Origin of the sequence: uncultured Sphingomonas sp. (assembly GCF_913774285.1) — a bacterium.
Taxonomy (GTDB): Bacteria; Pseudomonadota; Alphaproteobacteria; order Sphingomonadales; family Sphingomonadaceae; genus Sphingomonas.
In genome coordinates, this window is sequence record NZ_CAJYHX010000015.1 from 21011 (window position 1) to 35642 (window position 14632).

A 14632-nucleotide genomic window follows, 5' to 3' on the forward strand; every position below is an offset into this window, starting at 1 on the left:
AACGCCAAGCCAGGGAGTGCCCCGTGAAGTTCCTCCACACCATGATCCGCGTCACCGACCCGGACGCGACGATCCGATTCTTCGAGCTGCTGGGCCTGAAGGAAACCCACCGCATCACCAGCGAGAAGGGCCGCTTCACGCTGATCTATCTCGCCAGTGAGGCCGATATCGATCCGGAGACCGGCCGCGGCCGCGCCGAGGTGGAACTCACCCACAACTGGGACCCGGAGGACTATACCGGCGGCCGCAATTTCGGCCACCTCGCCTTCCAGGTCGACGACATCTACGAGACCTGCCAGCGGCTGCAGGATGCCGGGGTGACGATCAACCGCCCGCCGCGCGACGGCCACATGGCCTTCGTCCGCACGCCCGACAAGATCTCCATCGAGCTGCTCCAGAACGGCAGCCTGCCCCCGCAGGAGCCCTGGGCCTCGATGCCGAACACGGGCGAGTGGTGACGACATGACCGCGCTCCGGATCGTCCGCGTCCCCGCCTTTACCGACAATTACATCTGGCTCGTCCACGATCCCGAGTCGGCGGAGACGATCGTGGTCGATCCGGGCGACGCCACGCCGGTGCTGGCGGCGCTGGCCGAACAGGGCTGGCAGCTTTCGGCGATCTGGAACACCCACTGGCACCCCGATCACACCGGCGGCAACGCGGCGCTCAAGGCGGCGACCGGCTGCACCGTGGTCGCCCCGGCCGCCGAGGCCGCGAAGATCCCCACCGCCGACCGGCTGGTCGGCGAAGGCGATACGGTGGCGATCGGTGCCCATGTCGCGAGGGTGCTGGAAGTGCCCGCGCATACGGCGGGCCACATTGCCTATCATTTCGCCGAAGACGCGCTGGCGTTCGTCGGCGACACGCTGTTCGCGATGGGCTGCGGGCGGCTGTTCGAGGGGACCGCCGAGCAGATGTTCGCCGCCATGCAGCGCTTCGTGGCGATGCCCGACGACACCATCGTCTATTGCGCGCACGAATATACCCTGTCGAACGGCCGCTATGCGCTGGTGGCGGAGCCGGACAATGCCGCGATCCGGGATCGGATGGCCGAGGTCGAGCGGCTGCGCGCTGCGGGCGAAGCGACCGTGCCGACCACGATCGCCGCCGAACGCGCCACCAACCCCTTTCTCCGGGCCGCCGATGCGCGCATGCTCGCCGAACGCCGCGCGGCGAAGGATAGTTTTGCCGGCTGAGTCGTAGGTACGGCGAGGAGAGAGACGATGCGCTTCGCCATCATCACTAGCATCGGCGCGCTCGCGCTCGCCGGTTGCGCCCAGAATGCCGAGTATCAGGCCCAGCGCGACGCCCAGGCGCGGCGCGAACTCGCCAGTGCGCTGGGCGACCGGGTGCCTGGCAAGCCGCAGGACTGCATCAACCCAGGCTTCACCGACGGCCCGCAGATCATCGATACGCGGACCCTGGTCTATCGGCAGGGCGCGCGACTGTATCGCAATGATCTCGCCTCGGAATGCCCGTCGCTCGCGCCGCTGAGCACGGTGATCGTCGAGATGCGCGGCAGCCAGCTCTGCCGCAACGACCAGTTCCGGGTGGTGACGCCGGGCATGAGCATCCCCAGCGCCTATTGCCGATTGGGGACGTTCACGCCGTACACCCGGCCGAAGGGAAGTTAAGCCTCCCCTTCAGGGGAGGGGTTGGGGTGGGGCAGGGTCTCACCGAACCAACATCTGGTCTGGGATCCCTCCACCCCCAACCCCTCCTCCCAGGAGGAGGGGCTTAAGATTAGTACCTTACAGCACGTACCGGCTCAAATCCGTGTTCCGCGCGACACTCGCCAGCTGCTTGTCGACATAGGCCGCGTCAATCACCACGGCGCTGCCGCTGCGATCCTCGGCCTCGAAGCTGACTTCCTCGAGCAGCTTCTCCATCACCGTCTGCAGGCGGCGGGCGCCGATATTCTCCACCTCGGCATTCACCTCGGCGGCGATCTTGGCCACCGCGCGGATGCCGTCGTCGGTGAAGTCGATCGAGACGCCCTCGGTGCCGAGCAAAGCGGCGTATTGCCGCACCAGGCTCGCCTTGGTGTCGGAGAGGATCGCGACGAAATCCTCCTCGGTCAGCGCCTTGAGCTCCACGCGAATCGGCAGGCGGCCCTGCAGCTCGGGCAGCAGGTCGCTGGGCTTGGCGACGTGGAACGCACCGCTCGCGATGAAGAGGATATGGTCCGTCTTCATCGGGCCGTATTTGGTGGCGACGGTGGTGCCCTCGATCAGCGGCAGCAGGTCGCGCTGCACGCCTTCGCGGCTCACCGACCCGCCACGCACGTCGGACACCGCGATCTTGTCGATCTCGTCGAGGAAGACGATCCCGTTCGCCTCGGCATCCGCCAGCGCGACGCGGCTGACCTCGTCTTGGTCGAGCCGCTTGTCGGCCTCTTCCTCGACGAGCTTTTCCCAGGCGGAGCGGACGTTGAGCTTGCGGCGCTTGAGCGGCGTGCCGGTCAGGCCCTTCATCATCTCCGACAGGTTGATCATCTGCGGCGCGCCGCCGGGGATGTCGAACGGCATCTGCGGCGCCTGCTCGACCTCGATCTCGACTTCGGTGTTGTCGAGCAGCCCTTCGTTGAAGCGCTGCTTGAACGCCTCGCGCGTCGCGGTGCTCGAATCCTTGCCGGTCAGCGCGTCGAGCAGCCGGCCCATCGCCGCTTCCTCGGCCTTGTCCTTCACGGCGGAGCGGCGGCGCTCCTTCTCCAGCCGGATCGCTTCCTCGACCAGGTCGCGGGCGATCTGCTCGACGTCGCGGCCGACATAGCCGACCTCGGTGAACTTGGTCGCTTCCACCTTCACGAAGGGCGCATCGGCCAGCTTGGCGAGGCGGCGGCTGATCTCGGTCTTGCCGCAGCCGGTGGGGCCAATCATGAGGATGTTCTTCGGCGTCACCTCGTCGCGGAGGTCGGCCGAGAGCTGCTGCCGCCGCCAGCGGTTGCGCAGCGCGACGGCGACCGCCTTCTTGGCGTCCTTCTGGCCGATGATGTGCGCGTCGAGCGCGGCGACGATCGTCTTTGGGGTGAGATTCTGGTTCATGTCTTCTTCTTCCCCCCTCCCGCTTGCGGGAGGGGTCGGGGGAGGGGATGACCGCAGCGGGCAGGACGGTGGGAGAGCATCCCCTCCCCTAGCCCCTCCTGCACGCGGGAGGGGAACTCAGCCGGCGCTTTCCAGCGTCTCCACGGTCAGCCGGTCGTTGGTGTAGACGCACAGCTCGCCGGCGATCGCCATCGCCTTGCGGGCGACGACTTCGGCATCGGGCTCGTACTCGATCAGCGCCCGCGCCGCGGAGAGCGCGAAATTGCCGCCCGAGCCGATCGCCGCGACGGTGCCGTGTTCGTGCGCCTCGGGCTCCAGCACGTCCCCATTGCCGGTGATCACCAGCGTCACGTCCTTGTCGGCGACGAGCAGCATGGCTTCCAGGTTGCGGAGATACTTGTCCGTCCGCCAGTCCTTGGCGAGCTCCACCGCCGCGCGCAGCAGCTGGCCGTGGTGGCGCTCCAGCTTGGCCTCCAGCCGCTCGAACAGGGTGAAGGCATCGGCGGTGGCGCCGGCGAAGCCCGCGATGACCTTGCCGTCGCCTAGCCGGCGGACCTTGCGGGCATTGGGCTTCATCACGGTGTTGCCGGCCGAAACCTGGCCGTCGCCCGCGATCACCACCTTGCCGGATTTGCGCACGGAGAGGATCGTCGTGCCGTGCCACGCGGTGTTCTTGTCACTCATGGACGCGCATATGGGTGCCGCGCACGGGCGTGCAAAGGGGGAGTTCCCCTAAGGCCGCGTGTGCGCAACGATCCGGCGATTTCAGGAATGCTTGGGTGTGGCTTGGTCGGGGCGACAGGATTCGAACCTGCGACCCCCACACCCCCAGTGTGATGCGCTACCAGGCTGCGCTACGCCCCGACCGAGGGTGCGCCCTGTATGCCGCTTGTCGGCAGGACGCAACCCCCAAAGCGCGCACGCTTACCGATCGAGCGCTTCGAGCCCCATTGCGATCGCGCCCAGCGGCCCCGCCATGTCGCCCAGGCCCGGCGGACCGACGCGGGTGTCGAGCTCCGCGCAATAGCCGGCCAGCGCACCGTACCCGTTGATGCTCGCCGCCACCTTCGCGCGGACCGCGCCGAACAGCTGCGGCCGCCGGGTCATCACCCCGCCGCCGATCGCGATCCGCTCGGGCGCGACGCTGACGATCAGATTGTGGAGCAGTGCCGCCAGGTCATGCGCGAAATAGTCCCATTCGGGCGCGTCGTCGGCAACCTCCTGCCCCGGTCGGCCGAATCGCGCCGCCAGCGCCGGGCCGGAGAGTAGTCCTTCCGCACAATCGCCATGATAGGGGCACCAGCCCTTGAACGAATCGCCGGGCGCGCGGGCCAAGCGCATGTGCCCCGCCTCGCCATGCGCATAGCCCATGATCGGCCGGCCATTGGCGACCAGCCCGACGCCCACGCCGGTGCCGATGGTGATATAGGCATGGGTCGACAGCCCGGCCGAGGCACCCCAGCGCGCCTCGGCCAGCGCCGCGCCGTTGACGTCGGTCTGGATTGCCAGCGGCTTGCCGTAGCGCGCGGACAGGCGCCGGGCGAGATCGGTGTCGTTCCAGCCCGGCTTGGTCGTCGCGATGATCGAGCCGAAATCGGGCCGCGCCGGGTTGAGCTCGATCGGGCCGAAGCTGGCGATGCCGATCGCATCGAAGGACCAGCTGTCGAGCACCGCTTCAAGTCCGGCGAGCGTCGTGGCCGGATCGGTGGTCGGCACAACATGCTGTTCGCGCACGTCGCCGGGGCCGCTGCCCAAAGTGGCCACGCATTTGGTGCCGCCCAGTTCGAGGCCGGCGATCGACAGGTTCGCAGTCATGCAACCGCGCTAGCGCCCCGCGCGGCGCGGGGGAAGCCCGTGTGCGCTCACTGATCGCGCGGATGCATATACTCGCTGAGGCTGACGAACGCGAGCGCAAGGGTGAACACCCCCATCGCCCCCATCACCATGTACAGATAATTGCTGCCAATGACGTCGAGCATGATTGCCTCCATCAAGAAGAGCGGAAGCATCCCGTAGTTACCCGTCCTTTACTTTGACCGCGATCAAGTCCTAGCCTGTGCGCGGGAGGGCGCGTAAAGACATGCGAAGGAAGCCAGACAAGCATCGGAGTTTATGACGGATCGGCCCGCACATGATCCCGCGGCGATGGCGCTGCTGTTCGAGGCGGCGACTGATCGCGGCGTACTGTTGCTCGATGCGGAGGGCCGGATCGCCAGCTGGAGCCGCGGCGTCGAGCTGCTCGACGGCTGGACCCCGGCGGAGCTGACCGGCGCCGGCCTTGCAGTCCACTATCCCCCCGCCGAAGCCAGGGCCGACAAGCCGGCGCGCGACCTGCAACGCGCCCGCGCCGCCGGCCGGCTGATCGAGGAAGGCTGGCGCGTCCGCCGCGACGGCAGCGAATATCTCGCGGAAGTCCAGCTCTCGGCGCTGATCGACGCCGATGGCAGCTTGCGCGGCTATGCCGAGGTGTTCCGCGACATCACCGATCACAAGGCCTCGCAGACCGCGCTCGCCGGCAGCGCACTGCACCTGCGCTCGATCCTCGCCACCGTGCCCTCGGCGATGGTGGTGATCGACGACCAGGGCATCATCCTGTCGTTCAGCGCCGCCGCCGAGCGGCTGTTCGGCTGGACGGAGGCCGATGTGATCGGCCGCAACGTCAGCATGCTGATGCCCGCGCCCGACGCGCAGCTGCACGACAGCTATCTCGCCCGCTACCTGACCACCGGCGAGCGCCGCGTGATCGGCATCGGCCGCATCGTCGTCGGCCAGCGACGCGACGGCACCGATTTCCCGATGGAGCTGCAGGTGGGCGAGGCGAGCAGCGAAGGCCAGCGGATCTTCACCGGCTTCATCCGGGACCTGACCGACGAGCAGCGTTCCGAGCTGCGTCTCAAGGAGCTGCAGTCGGAACTGATCCACGTCTCGCGCCTGTCCGCGATGGGCACCATGGCCTCGACGCTGGCGCACGAACTCAACCAGCCGCTGACCGCCATCGCCAATTATCTCGAGGCCGGGCGCAACCTGATGGCGCGCGACGGCGACGATCCGGAGGATCAGGCGATGATCCAGGAGGCGATGGAGGAGTCGGTCAAGGAAGCGCTGCGGGCGGGCAACATCGTCCGGCGGCTGCGCGAGTTCGTCGCGCGCGGCGAGGCGGACATGGGGCTGGTCGACCTGCCGCGGCTGATCGACGAGGCCAGCCGCCTGGCGCTCACCGGGTCGCGCGAGCTGGGCGTCCGCGCCTTCTACGCGCTCGATCCACATGCCACCGCGGTGCTGTGCGACCGAGTGCAGATCCAGCAGGTACTGGTCAATCTGATCCGCAACGCGATCGAGGCGATGGCGGAGAGCCCGGTGCGCGAGATCACGATCGGCTCGGAGGTGGCGCCGCGCAATCTGGTGCGCGTGTGGGTGGCGGATACCGGCCCCGGCATCGCCGCCGAGCAGGCGCCGCGGCTGTTCCAGGCCTTCGCCACCACCAAGGAACGCGGCATGGGCCTCGGCCTCTCGATCTGCCGCACCATCGTGGAGGCGCATGGCGGCCGCATCTGGGCCGAGCCCCGCGCCGAGGGCGGGACGATCTTCAACTTCACCCTGATGTCCGCGAACGAGGAATCTGCATGAGCGAACGCAAGCGCATCCATCTGGTCGACGACGAGGAATCGGTCCGCCGTTCGACGAGCTTCATGCTGCGCACCTCGGGCTATGACGTCGACACCTATGGCTCGGGCGTCGACTTCCTGGGCAAGGTGGGCGGCGCCAAGCCGGGCTGCATCCTGCTCGACGTACGCATGCCCGAGATGGACGGGATCGAAGTCCAGGCCGAGTTGGCGAGGCGCGGCGTCAAGCTGCCGGTGATCGTGCTTACGGGCCACGGCGATGTCGGCACCGCGGTGGCGGCGATGAAGGGCGGGGCGATCGACTTCCTCGAAAAGCCGTTTGAAAAGGACGCGCTGGTCGAGGCGCTCGAACGCGGCTTCGAGCGACTGGAGGAAGGCGATGCCGCACTCGCCAGCCGGGCCGAAGCGGAACGGCGCATTGCCCTGCTCTCCCCGCGCGAGCAGGACGTGCTCCGCGGGCTGGCGCGCGGCCATCCGAACAAGACCATCGCCTATGATCTCGGCATCTCGCCACGCACGGTGGAGGTCCACCGCGCCAACGCCATGGCCAAGCTGGAGGCGCGCAGCCTGTCCGAAGCGCTGCGGCTCGCCTTCGCCGTGGGGCTGGACGACTAGGGTCCGGTCCCCGGCACCATCATCCTGTCACGATTGCGCCCGATAGCACGGCGTCTGGGTGGGGAGAGGTGCAAGATGCGTGGCGTGGCGGTTCTTGGTGCGATGCTCGGCCTGGCACTCTCCGGGGGTGCCCGCGCACAAACCACACCGCCGCAGGACAGCGCCCCGATCGTCGTCACCGCCCCCGCCGAGCCTGCACCAGGCGAGAAGCCGAGCCTCTGGAAGCGCGCCGAGGCGGACGATGTCGTCGTCTACTCCGACGGCGATGCCGCACAACTGCTCCGCGTCGCCCGCAATCTCGAACGGCTGCACGCGCTGCTCGAGCGGCTGTACCGCACCCGCACCCGCGCCGCCGAGCCTGCGCGGGTGGAGATCGTGCTGGTCAACACCGCCAGGGACCTGCGCGCGCTGGGCCTGCGCGACATCGGCGCGGATGAGGGCCCCTTCACAAAGCCGTTCGCCGGGCAGCGTTACTATGATCCTCGCCCGAGCGGCGCGGTGATCGCCCTCCCCCGCGTCGACCAGGTGATCGACACCGATACGAGCAAAGCGCGCAACGCCGATTGCGAGGATACGGCCAGCGCGCACAGCGACGGCGAATCCGACGCGGCCTCGGATTGCATCGGCAAGGTGAGCTTCCATCCGCCGGTCACGCGCAGCTGGGAGTCCATCCTCTACGGCGCCTATGCCCAGCATCTGGTGATCCACTATGCCGCCGTCGCCTATCCGCGCTGGTATTTCGACGGCATCGGCGCGGTCTTCTCCACCGTGGTGTTCAAGCAGGACGGCTCGGTCGAATATGGCCAGCAGCCGATCGGCCTCGCCGCGGTGCTGCGCGCCTATGGGCGCCTCGATACCGCCGCGGTGATGACCGGCAGCTATCTGCACGCGCCGTCCAAGCGGATGGACTGGACGCCCTACCACGCCTGGCTGCTCACCCATTTCTTCGTAATGTCGCGGCTCAACGCGACCAACCAGAGCCAGTTCGGCCAGTATATGGCGGCGGTGGGCCGCGGCGAGACGATGGCGCAGGCTGCGCAGGCATTCGGCACGCTGGCCCGGCTGCGGCGCGAAGTGCGGGCCTATGCCGGACTGCCGCACGAATATGCAAAGACGGTGAAGTCGACCATCGACTATGCGCCGACGGTCACGCCGCTCACCCAGCCCGCTGCCGAGGCGATGCTCAAGCACGTTGCCGGGCGCGGCTAGCCTCCGCCTGTCCCAGCCCCGGCCAACGCAAGCGGCTGGCAAGATGCGCCGCCGCGTGTATGGTCGATGGGTTTGCTGGCCGCGATTCCGCCGGCGATGGGGACCTACGACTTCAGAATGACTCATTTCCCGATCGGCATTTTCGGGGTGCTGGCGATTTTGGCGATCGCCTTCCTGCTTTCCAGCAATCGCCGGGCGATCCGCCTGCGCGTGGTGGTGCCCGCCTTCCTGCTCCAGGCCGGCATGGCAATCATCGTCCTGCGCACCGGCTGGGGCCAGGTGGCGCTGCACGGCATGGCGAACGGCGTCGCGGCACTGCTCGGCTATGCCAGCGCGGGCACCCAGCTGCTGTTCGGCAATCTCGCCAAGCCCGAACTGGGCGGGCAGAGCCTCGCCATCGCGGCGCTGCCGGTGATCATCTTCTTCGCGGCGCTCGTCTCCATCCTCTACCATGTCGGCATCATGCAGCTGGTCGTCCGCTGGATCGGCGGCGCGATCGAGAAAGTAACAGGGGTCAGCAAGGTCGAATCGCTTTGCGCCGCGGCGAACATCTTCGTCGGCCAGAGCGAGGCGCCGCTGGTGATCCGCCCCTATCTCGCCCGCCTCACCCCCTCGCAGGTTTTCGCGGTGATGAGCGTGGGCATGTCGGGGGTCGCGGGCACGATCCTCGCCGCCTATGCCAGCCTGCTTGGGCCGGCCTCGCTCCCCTATCTGCTCGCCGCGTCCTTCATGGCGGCACCGGGCGGGCTGATGATGGCCAAGATCATCATGCCCGACGAACCCGCCGTGTTCGATGCGCCGATGTCGGGCGAGGACGAGGTGATCCGCGTCGCCGAGGAGGATTTCCAGGAAGAGCGCGCCGCCAACATCATCATGGCGGCGGCCAATGGCGCGTCGACCGGCGTGAAGATCGCGGTGGCGGTGGGCGCGATGGTGCTGGCGTTCGTGGCGCTGGTGGCGCTGGCCAACGGGCTGCTCGGCATGGTCGGCGGCTGGTTCGGCTATCCGCACCTCAGCTTCCAGGCGATCATCGGGGCGATCTTCGCGCCGGTGATGTACCTGCTCGGCATCTCCTGGCACGAGTCGCTGACGGCCGGCGGACTGTTCGGCACCAAGGTGGTGCTCAATGAATTCGTCGGCTTCATCGAGCTGGGCAAGGCGACCGACCTTGCGCCGCGTTCCAAGGCGATCATCACCTTTGCCTTGTGCGGCTTCGCCAATTTCAGCTCGATCGCGATCCAGATGGCGACCACCGGCAGTCTGGCGCCCAACCAGCGTCCGGTGATCGCGCGGCTGGGGATCAAGGCGCTGATCGCGGGGAGTCTGGCGAACCTGATGTCGGCGGCGCTGGCGGGGCTGTTGCTGCCGTAATTCCTAGTGCTCCTGCGAAAGCAGGAGCCCAGGGTAGGATAGCGGATCGTCCGCGAACCTGGGCCCCTGCTTTCGCAGGGGCACGGAGGTGACGGAAACGCTCGGCATAGCTCTCGGCGTTTAGCCCCCGCCGATCCCCTCCACCACCTTGCCCGTCCCGCCGCAGTTCGGGCACTCACCGCCGTCGATCCGCCCGGAGCCGCCGCAGCGTCGGCAGATATCCTCGCCGGTGCCGGGCGTGCCGGGGGCTGCGTCGTCACCGGGGTTGAGGGGTTCGGCCATGGGTCCTGCTCCTATCCGTCGAGATGTACGGCCAGCCAAACGCTCGGCCGGTCGCGCGCGGTCCATGTCACCCAATGTTTCTGGTCTGCCCGGATCAGCAGATGGTCGCCCGGCCCCAGCCGCACCTCGGCCGAATCCTCGATCCGTATCCCCGCCGCGCCTTCGAGCAGCACCACCCATTCGTCCCAGGCCTGCACCATCGGCGCCTCCTCGGGCGTCGCCTGCCCGCGCGAGACGATGCGCTCGATACGCACACCGGGGCGCTTGAACAGGTCGGTGAACACCTCATCATCCCTCGCCTCGGGCAGGTCGCGCAGCAGGTTCGCGACCTCGGGCTTGAAACGCGGCTTGGGCGGCGGCGCAGGCTTCGGCTTCCGGGCCGGCTTGGACTTGGCCGCACGCTTCGGCCCCGGGGTCTTCTCGACGGAGGTGCTCCAGTCGCTCCGCATGCCCCCACGCAAGAAATCGCGGATCGCCTCCGCATCCGCCGCCAGCCCGTCCGCCCCGAAGCCGAACACCTCCGCGCCGCCCGCATCCTTCAGCCCATAGTGCCCGAAGTCGCCGCCTGCCTTGCGTCGCCGCGATTTCACCAGCTTCAGCCCGCGATGCGTCGCCATCGCCCGCAGTTGGTCGTCCTGTTCCGCCACGCGGCCCTCCCTTGGATTCCGGCCCCAAACGCGCCAATAGCCACGCATGCCCCGTTTTCAGTTCACCATCCACGCCACCGACGGCAAGGCGCGTCGCGGCACCATCGCCATGCAGCGCGGCGAGATCCGCACGCCCGCCTTCATGCCGGTCGGCACCGCCGCCACCGTCAAGGCGGTCAAGCCGCAGGATGTGCGCGCGTCCGGCGCCGACATCCTGCTCGGCAACACCTATCACCTGATGCTGCGCCCCACCGCCGAGCGCGTCCACAAGCTGGGCGGCCTGCACAAGTTCATGGGCTGGGACCGGCCGATCCTCACCGATTCGGGCGGCTATCAGGTAATGAGCCTGTCCGAGCTGACCAAGCGCAGCGAGGAAGGCGTCGCCTTCGCCTCGCACCTCGACGGCTCGCGCCACATGATGAGCCCCGAACGCTCGATGGAGATCCAGCGGCTGCTCGGCTCGGACATCGTCATGGCGTTCGACGAGCTCGTCCCCACCACCTCCACCCGCGACGTGCAGGCCAAGGCGATGGAGCGCTCGATGCGCTGGGCGAAGCGCAGCCGCGCGGGCTTCGATTCGGGCGAGGAACATGCCGCCCGCGCCGCGCTGTTCGGCATCCAGCAGGGCGCGCTCGACGAGGGGCTGCGCAAGGCCAGCGCCGATGCGCTGAAGGACATCGGGTTCGACGGCTATGCGGTGGGCGGCCTTGCCGTCGGCGAAGGCCAGGAGGCGATGTTCGGCGTGCTCGACTATGCCCCCGGCCAGCTCGACGAAACCAAGCCCCGCTACCTGATGGGCGTCGGCAAGCCCGACGACATCGTCGGTGCGGTCGAGCGCGGTATCGACATGTTCGATTGCGTGCTGCCCACCCGCTCGGGCCGCACCGGCCAGGCCTTCACGCGAAACGGCCCGATCAACATCCGCAACGCCAGGTTCGCCGAGGACCAGGGGCCGCTCGATCCCGCCTGCCCCTGCCCGGTCTGCGGCACCTGGAGCCGCGCCTATATCCACCACCTCGTCCGCGCCGGCGAGATCCTCGGCGCGATGCTGATGACCGAGCACAACCTCTGGTTCTACCAGACCTTGATGGCCGACCTGCGCGCGGCGATCGTGGAACAGCGGCTCACCGCCTTTGCCAACGACTTCCGCGCGAAGTACCAGGCGACAAAGGGCTGAGGCCCGCAGCTTTTCCGTGACAGGCGCCGCCCCGCCCCTCTAGGCTCCCGCAAAACGGGAGAGGGGCGGCACATGCAACCATTCGGCATTGGCTTCGCAGCGGCGCTTGCCATTTCGGCCCCCGCGCACGCCGAGACCGCTCCAGCGGTCGAGAAGCAGCGGCTGATCGTCCTGTCGGACATCGAGGCGGAGACCGACGACAGCCAGTCGCTGATCCGCCTGCTGCTCTACGCCAACGAGATCGATATCGAAGGGCTGATCGCCACCACCTCGATCTGGCTGAAGACCGATCCGCAGCCGGAGACGATGCGCCGGATCGTGGCGGGCTATGGCAAGGTCCAGCCCAATCTGCTGCGCAATGCCCCCGGCTATCCGTCGTCCGCGCAACTGCTGGCGCTGATCCAGCGCGGCCAGCCCGGCTATGGCATGGCCAGCGTCGGCACGGGCAAGGACAGCGCCGGCTCCGCGCTGCTCCTCCGCGCGCTGGAGCGCCCTGATCCGCGGCCGCTCTGGGTGGCGGTGTGGGGCGGCGCGAACACGCTGGCGCAGGCGCTGTACACCCTGCGCGCCACCCGCGGCCCGGCCGAGGCGGCGCGACTGGTCGCCAAGCTGCGCGTCTACGCCATCTCCGACCAGGACGATTCGGGCGCCTGGCTGCGCCGCGAGTTTCCGAACCTCTTCTACGTCGTCAGCACCGGCCCCTACAGCAACGGCAGTTGGACCGGCATGAGCACGCCGATCGAGGGGATCGACAATGGCTCGGTCTCCAACGACTGGATCGCCCGCAACGTCCAGCAGGGACACGGGGCCTTGGGCGCGCTCTATCCCGATGTCGCCTGGGCGATGGAGGGCGACACGCCCTCGTTCCTCAACCTGATCCCGACCGGGCTGGGCGACCCCGAGCATCCCGAATGGGGCGGTTGGGGCGGTCGCTACGAGCGCTATGTCCCCCGCCCCTTCCCGCCCGGCGAGACGGTGACCGGCGGCATCCCGCTCGCGCCCGAGACACGGCCGATCTGGACCAATGCCGACGACGTCTACACGCCGATGGTCCCCACGCCCTATTCGCGGCCGATCGCCTCGGAGAAAACGTTCCGCGGGCCGACGGTGACGGTGTGGCGCTGGCGCGACGCCTATCAGAACGACATGGCGGCGCGCATCGGCTGGACCACGCGGGCCTATGCCGAGGCGAATCACCCACCGGTCCCCCGCCTCGCCCATGCCGACCGCTTGACCGTCCATTCGGGCGAGAAGATCCTCCTTGATGCGTCGCCGAGCACGGACCCCGACGGCGACAGCCTGTCCTTCGCCTGGTTTCCCTATCCGGAGGCAGGCAGCTGGAAGCAGCCGGTGCCGATCAACCGTCCCGAAAATGTCTATCGCGCCAACGCGACGGCGCCGGTGGTGGCGAAGCCCGAGACGGTGCATTTCGTCGTCGCGGTGACGGACAAGGGCACGCCGGCGCTGACGCGATACCGGCGGGTCATCGTGACGATCCTTCCCTCAGCCGACGGGGGCAGCCGCGGAAGCTAGCGTGCGGCTGGGCGAATTGAGGAGAAGCGGAATTAGCAGTCGAATCCGGGAGCCGATGCATTCCCTTCCCAAAACCGGTCCAGCATTCGCCAGCTGCGCTCGCTTTCACGGCCGAGCCACGGCTCGACAGTCGTTGGGCGGATGCCGCTTCCGCCCGACTTGTCCTGCAATGCCTCAAGAAGGCCTATGCTCGCCGCTTCTCTGACGTAGGCGTCACCTTCCGTATGCCAGCGTTCAACAACATCGAAGATGCGGCCAAAACCTTCTGTGTCCTTGTCTTCCAAGCGCTTCAGCAGGTGCTCGGCGAGGGATCTAAGGGCCAGATAAAAGGGGAGCTCAGGTTCATCACCCCAGTCGGCCAGAAACGCATTCCAGCGGGGTTGGAAAGAAGGGTCCGCAGCCAACAGCGGTTCAAACATGACGTGTCGTTGAATCATGAGAGCATGTTTCTCTGATCAAATTAATATCCGTACCCGGGGCGTAACCAGTTGCCCAGCTACGGCCCGCCAGACCGAAGCGAAGGAGCGTATCTTCACAAGCCCTTCGGAACGATACGGAATTGAGGACTGCCCCGCTCCTCCATAGGTTCACCCCCGCCAAGCCCGTCCACGCGGGTGCGCAACGCTGCCGGATCGGAACCCATGGAAGCTGCCTTCTCCATCGACGTCGACGCGTCCAAAAGTCTCGTCCGCATCGTGATGTCCGGCTTCTTCGCGATGGAGGACATCGTTCGCTTCGTCGCGGCGCGGGACCAGGCGCACCACCAGCTGAAGTGCGCGCCGAACGCCCATGTCACGCTGGTCGACATCCGCGGCATGAAGATCCAGTCGCAGGACAGCGTCGAATCGTTCAAGCATGTGCTGAACAATCCCAAATTCGCCTCGCGGCGGCTTGCTATCGTCGTCGCCCAGTCGCTCGCGCGGATGCAGATCAAGCGGGCAGCGAGCGACCGCGACGCCTATTATTTCGACAGCATCGAGGGCGCCGAAGCCTGGCTGCTGGCGCCCGATGCCGCGGCTGCCGACGCAGCGCTCGAGTCCGTGGCTCACGCCTGAGGCTGACCGGCGCCGACGAGCCCCGGCAAATTGCACCGGCGCATGTCCTCTGCGGCTGCCTGGGCCTATAAGCAA

Annotated in this window: 16 protein-coding genes and 1 tRNA gene; 10 read left to right on the plus strand and 7 right to left on the minus strand. The window is 67.8% G+C overall.

What is annotated here, in order from left to right; all coding sequences use genetic code 11:
- Positions 1–23: 23 nt before the first annotated feature.
- Genes QZ670_RS06450 through QZ670_RS06460 form a run of 3 tightly spaced genes read left to right on the plus strand, consistent with a single transcriptional unit; the run spans position 24 to position 1635 of the window.
- Positions 24–458, plus strand: a complete 435-nt coding sequence (locus QZ670_RS06450) for a VOC family protein (protein ID WP_294253112.1) — start codon at positions 24–26, stop codon at positions 456–458.
- A gap of 4 nt (positions 459–462) precedes the next feature.
- The gene (gene gloB / locus QZ670_RS06455) at positions 463–1197 is read left to right on the plus strand and encodes a hydroxyacylglutathione hydrolase (protein ID WP_294253114.1); all 735 of its coding nucleotides are present in this window, start codon (positions 463–465) and stop codon (positions 1195–1197) included.
- A gap of 27 nt (positions 1198–1224) precedes the next feature.
- Positions 1225–1635 carry a hypothetical protein gene (locus tag QZ670_RS06460; RefSeq protein WP_294253116.1) on the plus strand — a complete coding sequence of 137 codons (411 nt, stop codon included), beginning with the start codon at positions 1225–1227 and terminating at the stop codon, positions 1633–1635.
- Positions 1636–1752: 117 nt separating this feature from the next.
- Here QZ670_RS06460 and hslU read toward each other — a convergent pair whose 3' ends face one another.
- The 4 genes from hslU to QZ670_RS06480 all read right to left on the minus strand — a co-directional run bounded on the left by hslU (position 1753) and on the right by QZ670_RS06480 (position 4860).
- A complete protein-coding gene (gene hslU, locus QZ670_RS06465; RefSeq protein WP_294253118.1) occupies positions 1753–3045 on the minus strand; it encodes an ATP-dependent protease ATPase subunit HslU in 1293 nt (430 codons plus the stop codon).
- 117 nt (positions 3046–3162) lie between these two features.
- Complete coding sequence (gene hslV / locus QZ670_RS06470) at positions 3163–3729, minus strand: ATP-dependent protease subunit HslV (RefSeq protein ID WP_294253134.1); 567 nt, start codon at positions 3727–3729, stop codon at positions 3163–3165.
- 103 nt (positions 3730–3832) lie between these two features.
- A tRNA-Pro gene (locus tag QZ670_RS06475) sits at positions 3833–3909 on the minus strand.
- 60 nt (positions 3910–3969) lie between these two features.
- Complete coding sequence (locus QZ670_RS06480) at positions 3970–4860, minus strand: ROK family protein (protein WP_294253135.1); 891 nt, start codon at positions 4858–4860, stop codon at positions 3970–3972.
- 297 nt (positions 4861–5157) lie between these two features.
- Between QZ670_RS06480 and QZ670_RS06485 the strand changes: the two genes are divergently transcribed.
- The 4 genes from QZ670_RS06485 to QZ670_RS06500 all read left to right on the plus strand — a co-directional run bounded on the left by QZ670_RS06485 (position 5158) and on the right by QZ670_RS06500 (position 9863).
- The gene (locus QZ670_RS06485) at positions 5158–6672 is read left to right on the plus strand and encodes a PAS domain S-box protein (RefSeq protein ID WP_294253137.1); all 1515 of its coding nucleotides are present in this window, start codon (positions 5158–5160) and stop codon (positions 6670–6672) included.
- Positions 6669–7283 (plus strand): response regulator, encoded by a 615-nt coding sequence (locus QZ670_RS06490; protein WP_294253138.1) that lies wholly within the window; start codon positions 6669–6671, stop codon positions 7281–7283. The genes QZ670_RS06485 and QZ670_RS06490 overlap by 4 nt, the downstream gene beginning before the upstream one ends.
- Positions 7284–7367: 84 nt before the next feature.
- Positions 7368–8492, plus strand: a complete 1125-nt coding sequence (locus QZ670_RS06495) for a hypothetical protein (RefSeq protein ID WP_294253140.1) — start codon at positions 7368–7370, stop codon at positions 8490–8492.
- A 117-nt stretch (positions 8493–8609) separates the two neighbouring features.
- Positions 8610–9863: a nucleoside transporter C-terminal domain-containing protein gene (locus tag QZ670_RS06500; protein WP_294253302.1), complete on the plus strand. Its 1254-nt coding sequence runs from the start codon at positions 8610–8612 to the stop codon at positions 9861–9863.
- Positions 9864–9983: 120 nt separating this feature from the next.
- On the opposite strand, the gene QZ670_RS06505 is transcribed toward QZ670_RS06500, so the two are convergent.
- Both QZ670_RS06505 and QZ670_RS06510 read right to left on the minus strand, forming a co-directional pair.
- Positions 9984–10145, minus strand: a complete 162-nt coding sequence (locus QZ670_RS06505; protein ID WP_294253142.1) for a hypothetical protein — start codon at positions 10143–10145, stop codon at positions 9984–9986.
- Positions 10146–10156: 11 nt separating this feature from the next.
- Entirely contained in the window at positions 10157–10792 is a 636-nt protein-coding gene (locus tag QZ670_RS06510) for a hypothetical protein (RefSeq protein WP_294253143.1), read from the minus strand.
- 46 nt (positions 10793–10838) lie between these two features.
- Here QZ670_RS06510 and tgt point away from each other — a divergent pair, with 46 nt between their 5' ends.
- A complete protein-coding gene (tgt, locus tag QZ670_RS06515; RefSeq protein ID WP_294253144.1) occupies positions 10839–11969 on the plus strand; it encodes a tRNA guanosine(34) transglycosylase Tgt in 1131 nt (376 codons plus the stop codon).
- A gap of 72 nt (positions 11970–12041) precedes the next feature.
- Positions 12042–13502 (plus strand): nucleoside hydrolase-like domain-containing protein, encoded by a 1461-nt coding sequence (locus QZ670_RS06520; protein ID WP_294253145.1) that lies wholly within the window; start codon positions 12042–12044, stop codon positions 13500–13502.
- A 32-nt stretch (positions 13503–13534) separates the two neighbouring features.
- Here QZ670_RS06520 and QZ670_RS06525 read toward each other — a convergent pair whose 3' ends face one another.
- Positions 13535–13921, minus strand: a complete 387-nt coding sequence (locus QZ670_RS06525; protein ID WP_294253146.1) for a hypothetical protein — start codon at positions 13919–13921, stop codon at positions 13535–13537.
- A gap of 222 nt (positions 13922–14143) precedes the next feature.
- On the opposite strand from QZ670_RS06525, the gene QZ670_RS06530 reads away from it, so the two are divergent.
- Complete coding sequence (locus tag QZ670_RS06530; RefSeq protein WP_294253147.1) at positions 14144–14557, plus strand: hypothetical protein; 414 nt, start codon at positions 14144–14146, stop codon at positions 14555–14557.
- Positions 14558–14632: the final 75 nt, after the last annotated feature.

Bases quoted from the DNA above. Each gene is read 5' to 3' on its own strand.
- gloB (WP_294253114.1), top strand. From the start codon at position 463: ATGACCGCGCTCCGGATCGTCCGCGTCCCCGCCTTTACCGACAATTAC.
- QZ670_RS06460 (WP_294253116.1), top strand. From the start codon at position 1,225: ATGCGCTTCGCCATCATCACTAGCATCGGCGCGCTCGCGCTCGCCGGT.
- hslU (WP_294253118.1), bottom strand. From the start codon at position 3,045: ATGAACCAGAATCTCACCCCAAAGACGATCGTCGCCGCGCTCGACGCG.
- hslV (WP_294253134.1), bottom strand. From the start codon at position 3,729: ATGAGTGACAAGAACACCGCGTGGCACGGCACGACGATCCTCTCCGTG.
- QZ670_RS06480 (WP_294253135.1), bottom strand. From the start codon at position 4,860: ATGACTGCGAACCTGTCGATCGCCGGCCTCGAACTGGGCGGCACCAAA.
- QZ670_RS06485 (WP_294253137.1), top strand. From the start codon at position 5,158: ATGACGGATCGGCCCGCACATGATCCCGCGGCGATGGCGCTGCTGTTC.
- QZ670_RS06490 (WP_294253138.1), top strand. From the start codon at position 6,669: ATGAGCGAACGCAAGCGCATCCATCTGGTCGACGACGAGGAATCGGTC.
- QZ670_RS06500 (WP_294253302.1), top strand. From the start codon at position 8,610: ATGACTCATTTCCCGATCGGCATTTTCGGGGTGCTGGCGATTTTGGCG.
- QZ670_RS06505 (WP_294253142.1), bottom strand. From the start codon at position 10,145: ATGGCCGAACCCCTCAACCCCGGTGACGACGCAGCCCCCGGCACGCCC.
- tgt (WP_294253144.1), top strand. From the start codon at position 10,839: ATGCCCCGTTTTCAGTTCACCATCCACGCCACCGACGGCAAGGCGCGT.
- QZ670_RS06520 (WP_294253145.1), top strand. From the start codon at position 12,042: ATGCAACCATTCGGCATTGGCTTCGCAGCGGCGCTTGCCATTTCGGCC.
- QZ670_RS06525 (WP_294253146.1), bottom strand. From the start codon at position 13,921: ATGTTTGAACCGCTGTTGGCTGCGGACCCTTCTTTCCAACCCCGCTGG.
- QZ670_RS06530 (WP_294253147.1), top strand. From the start codon at position 14,144: ATGGAAGCTGCCTTCTCCATCGACGTCGACGCGTCCAAAAGTCTCGTC.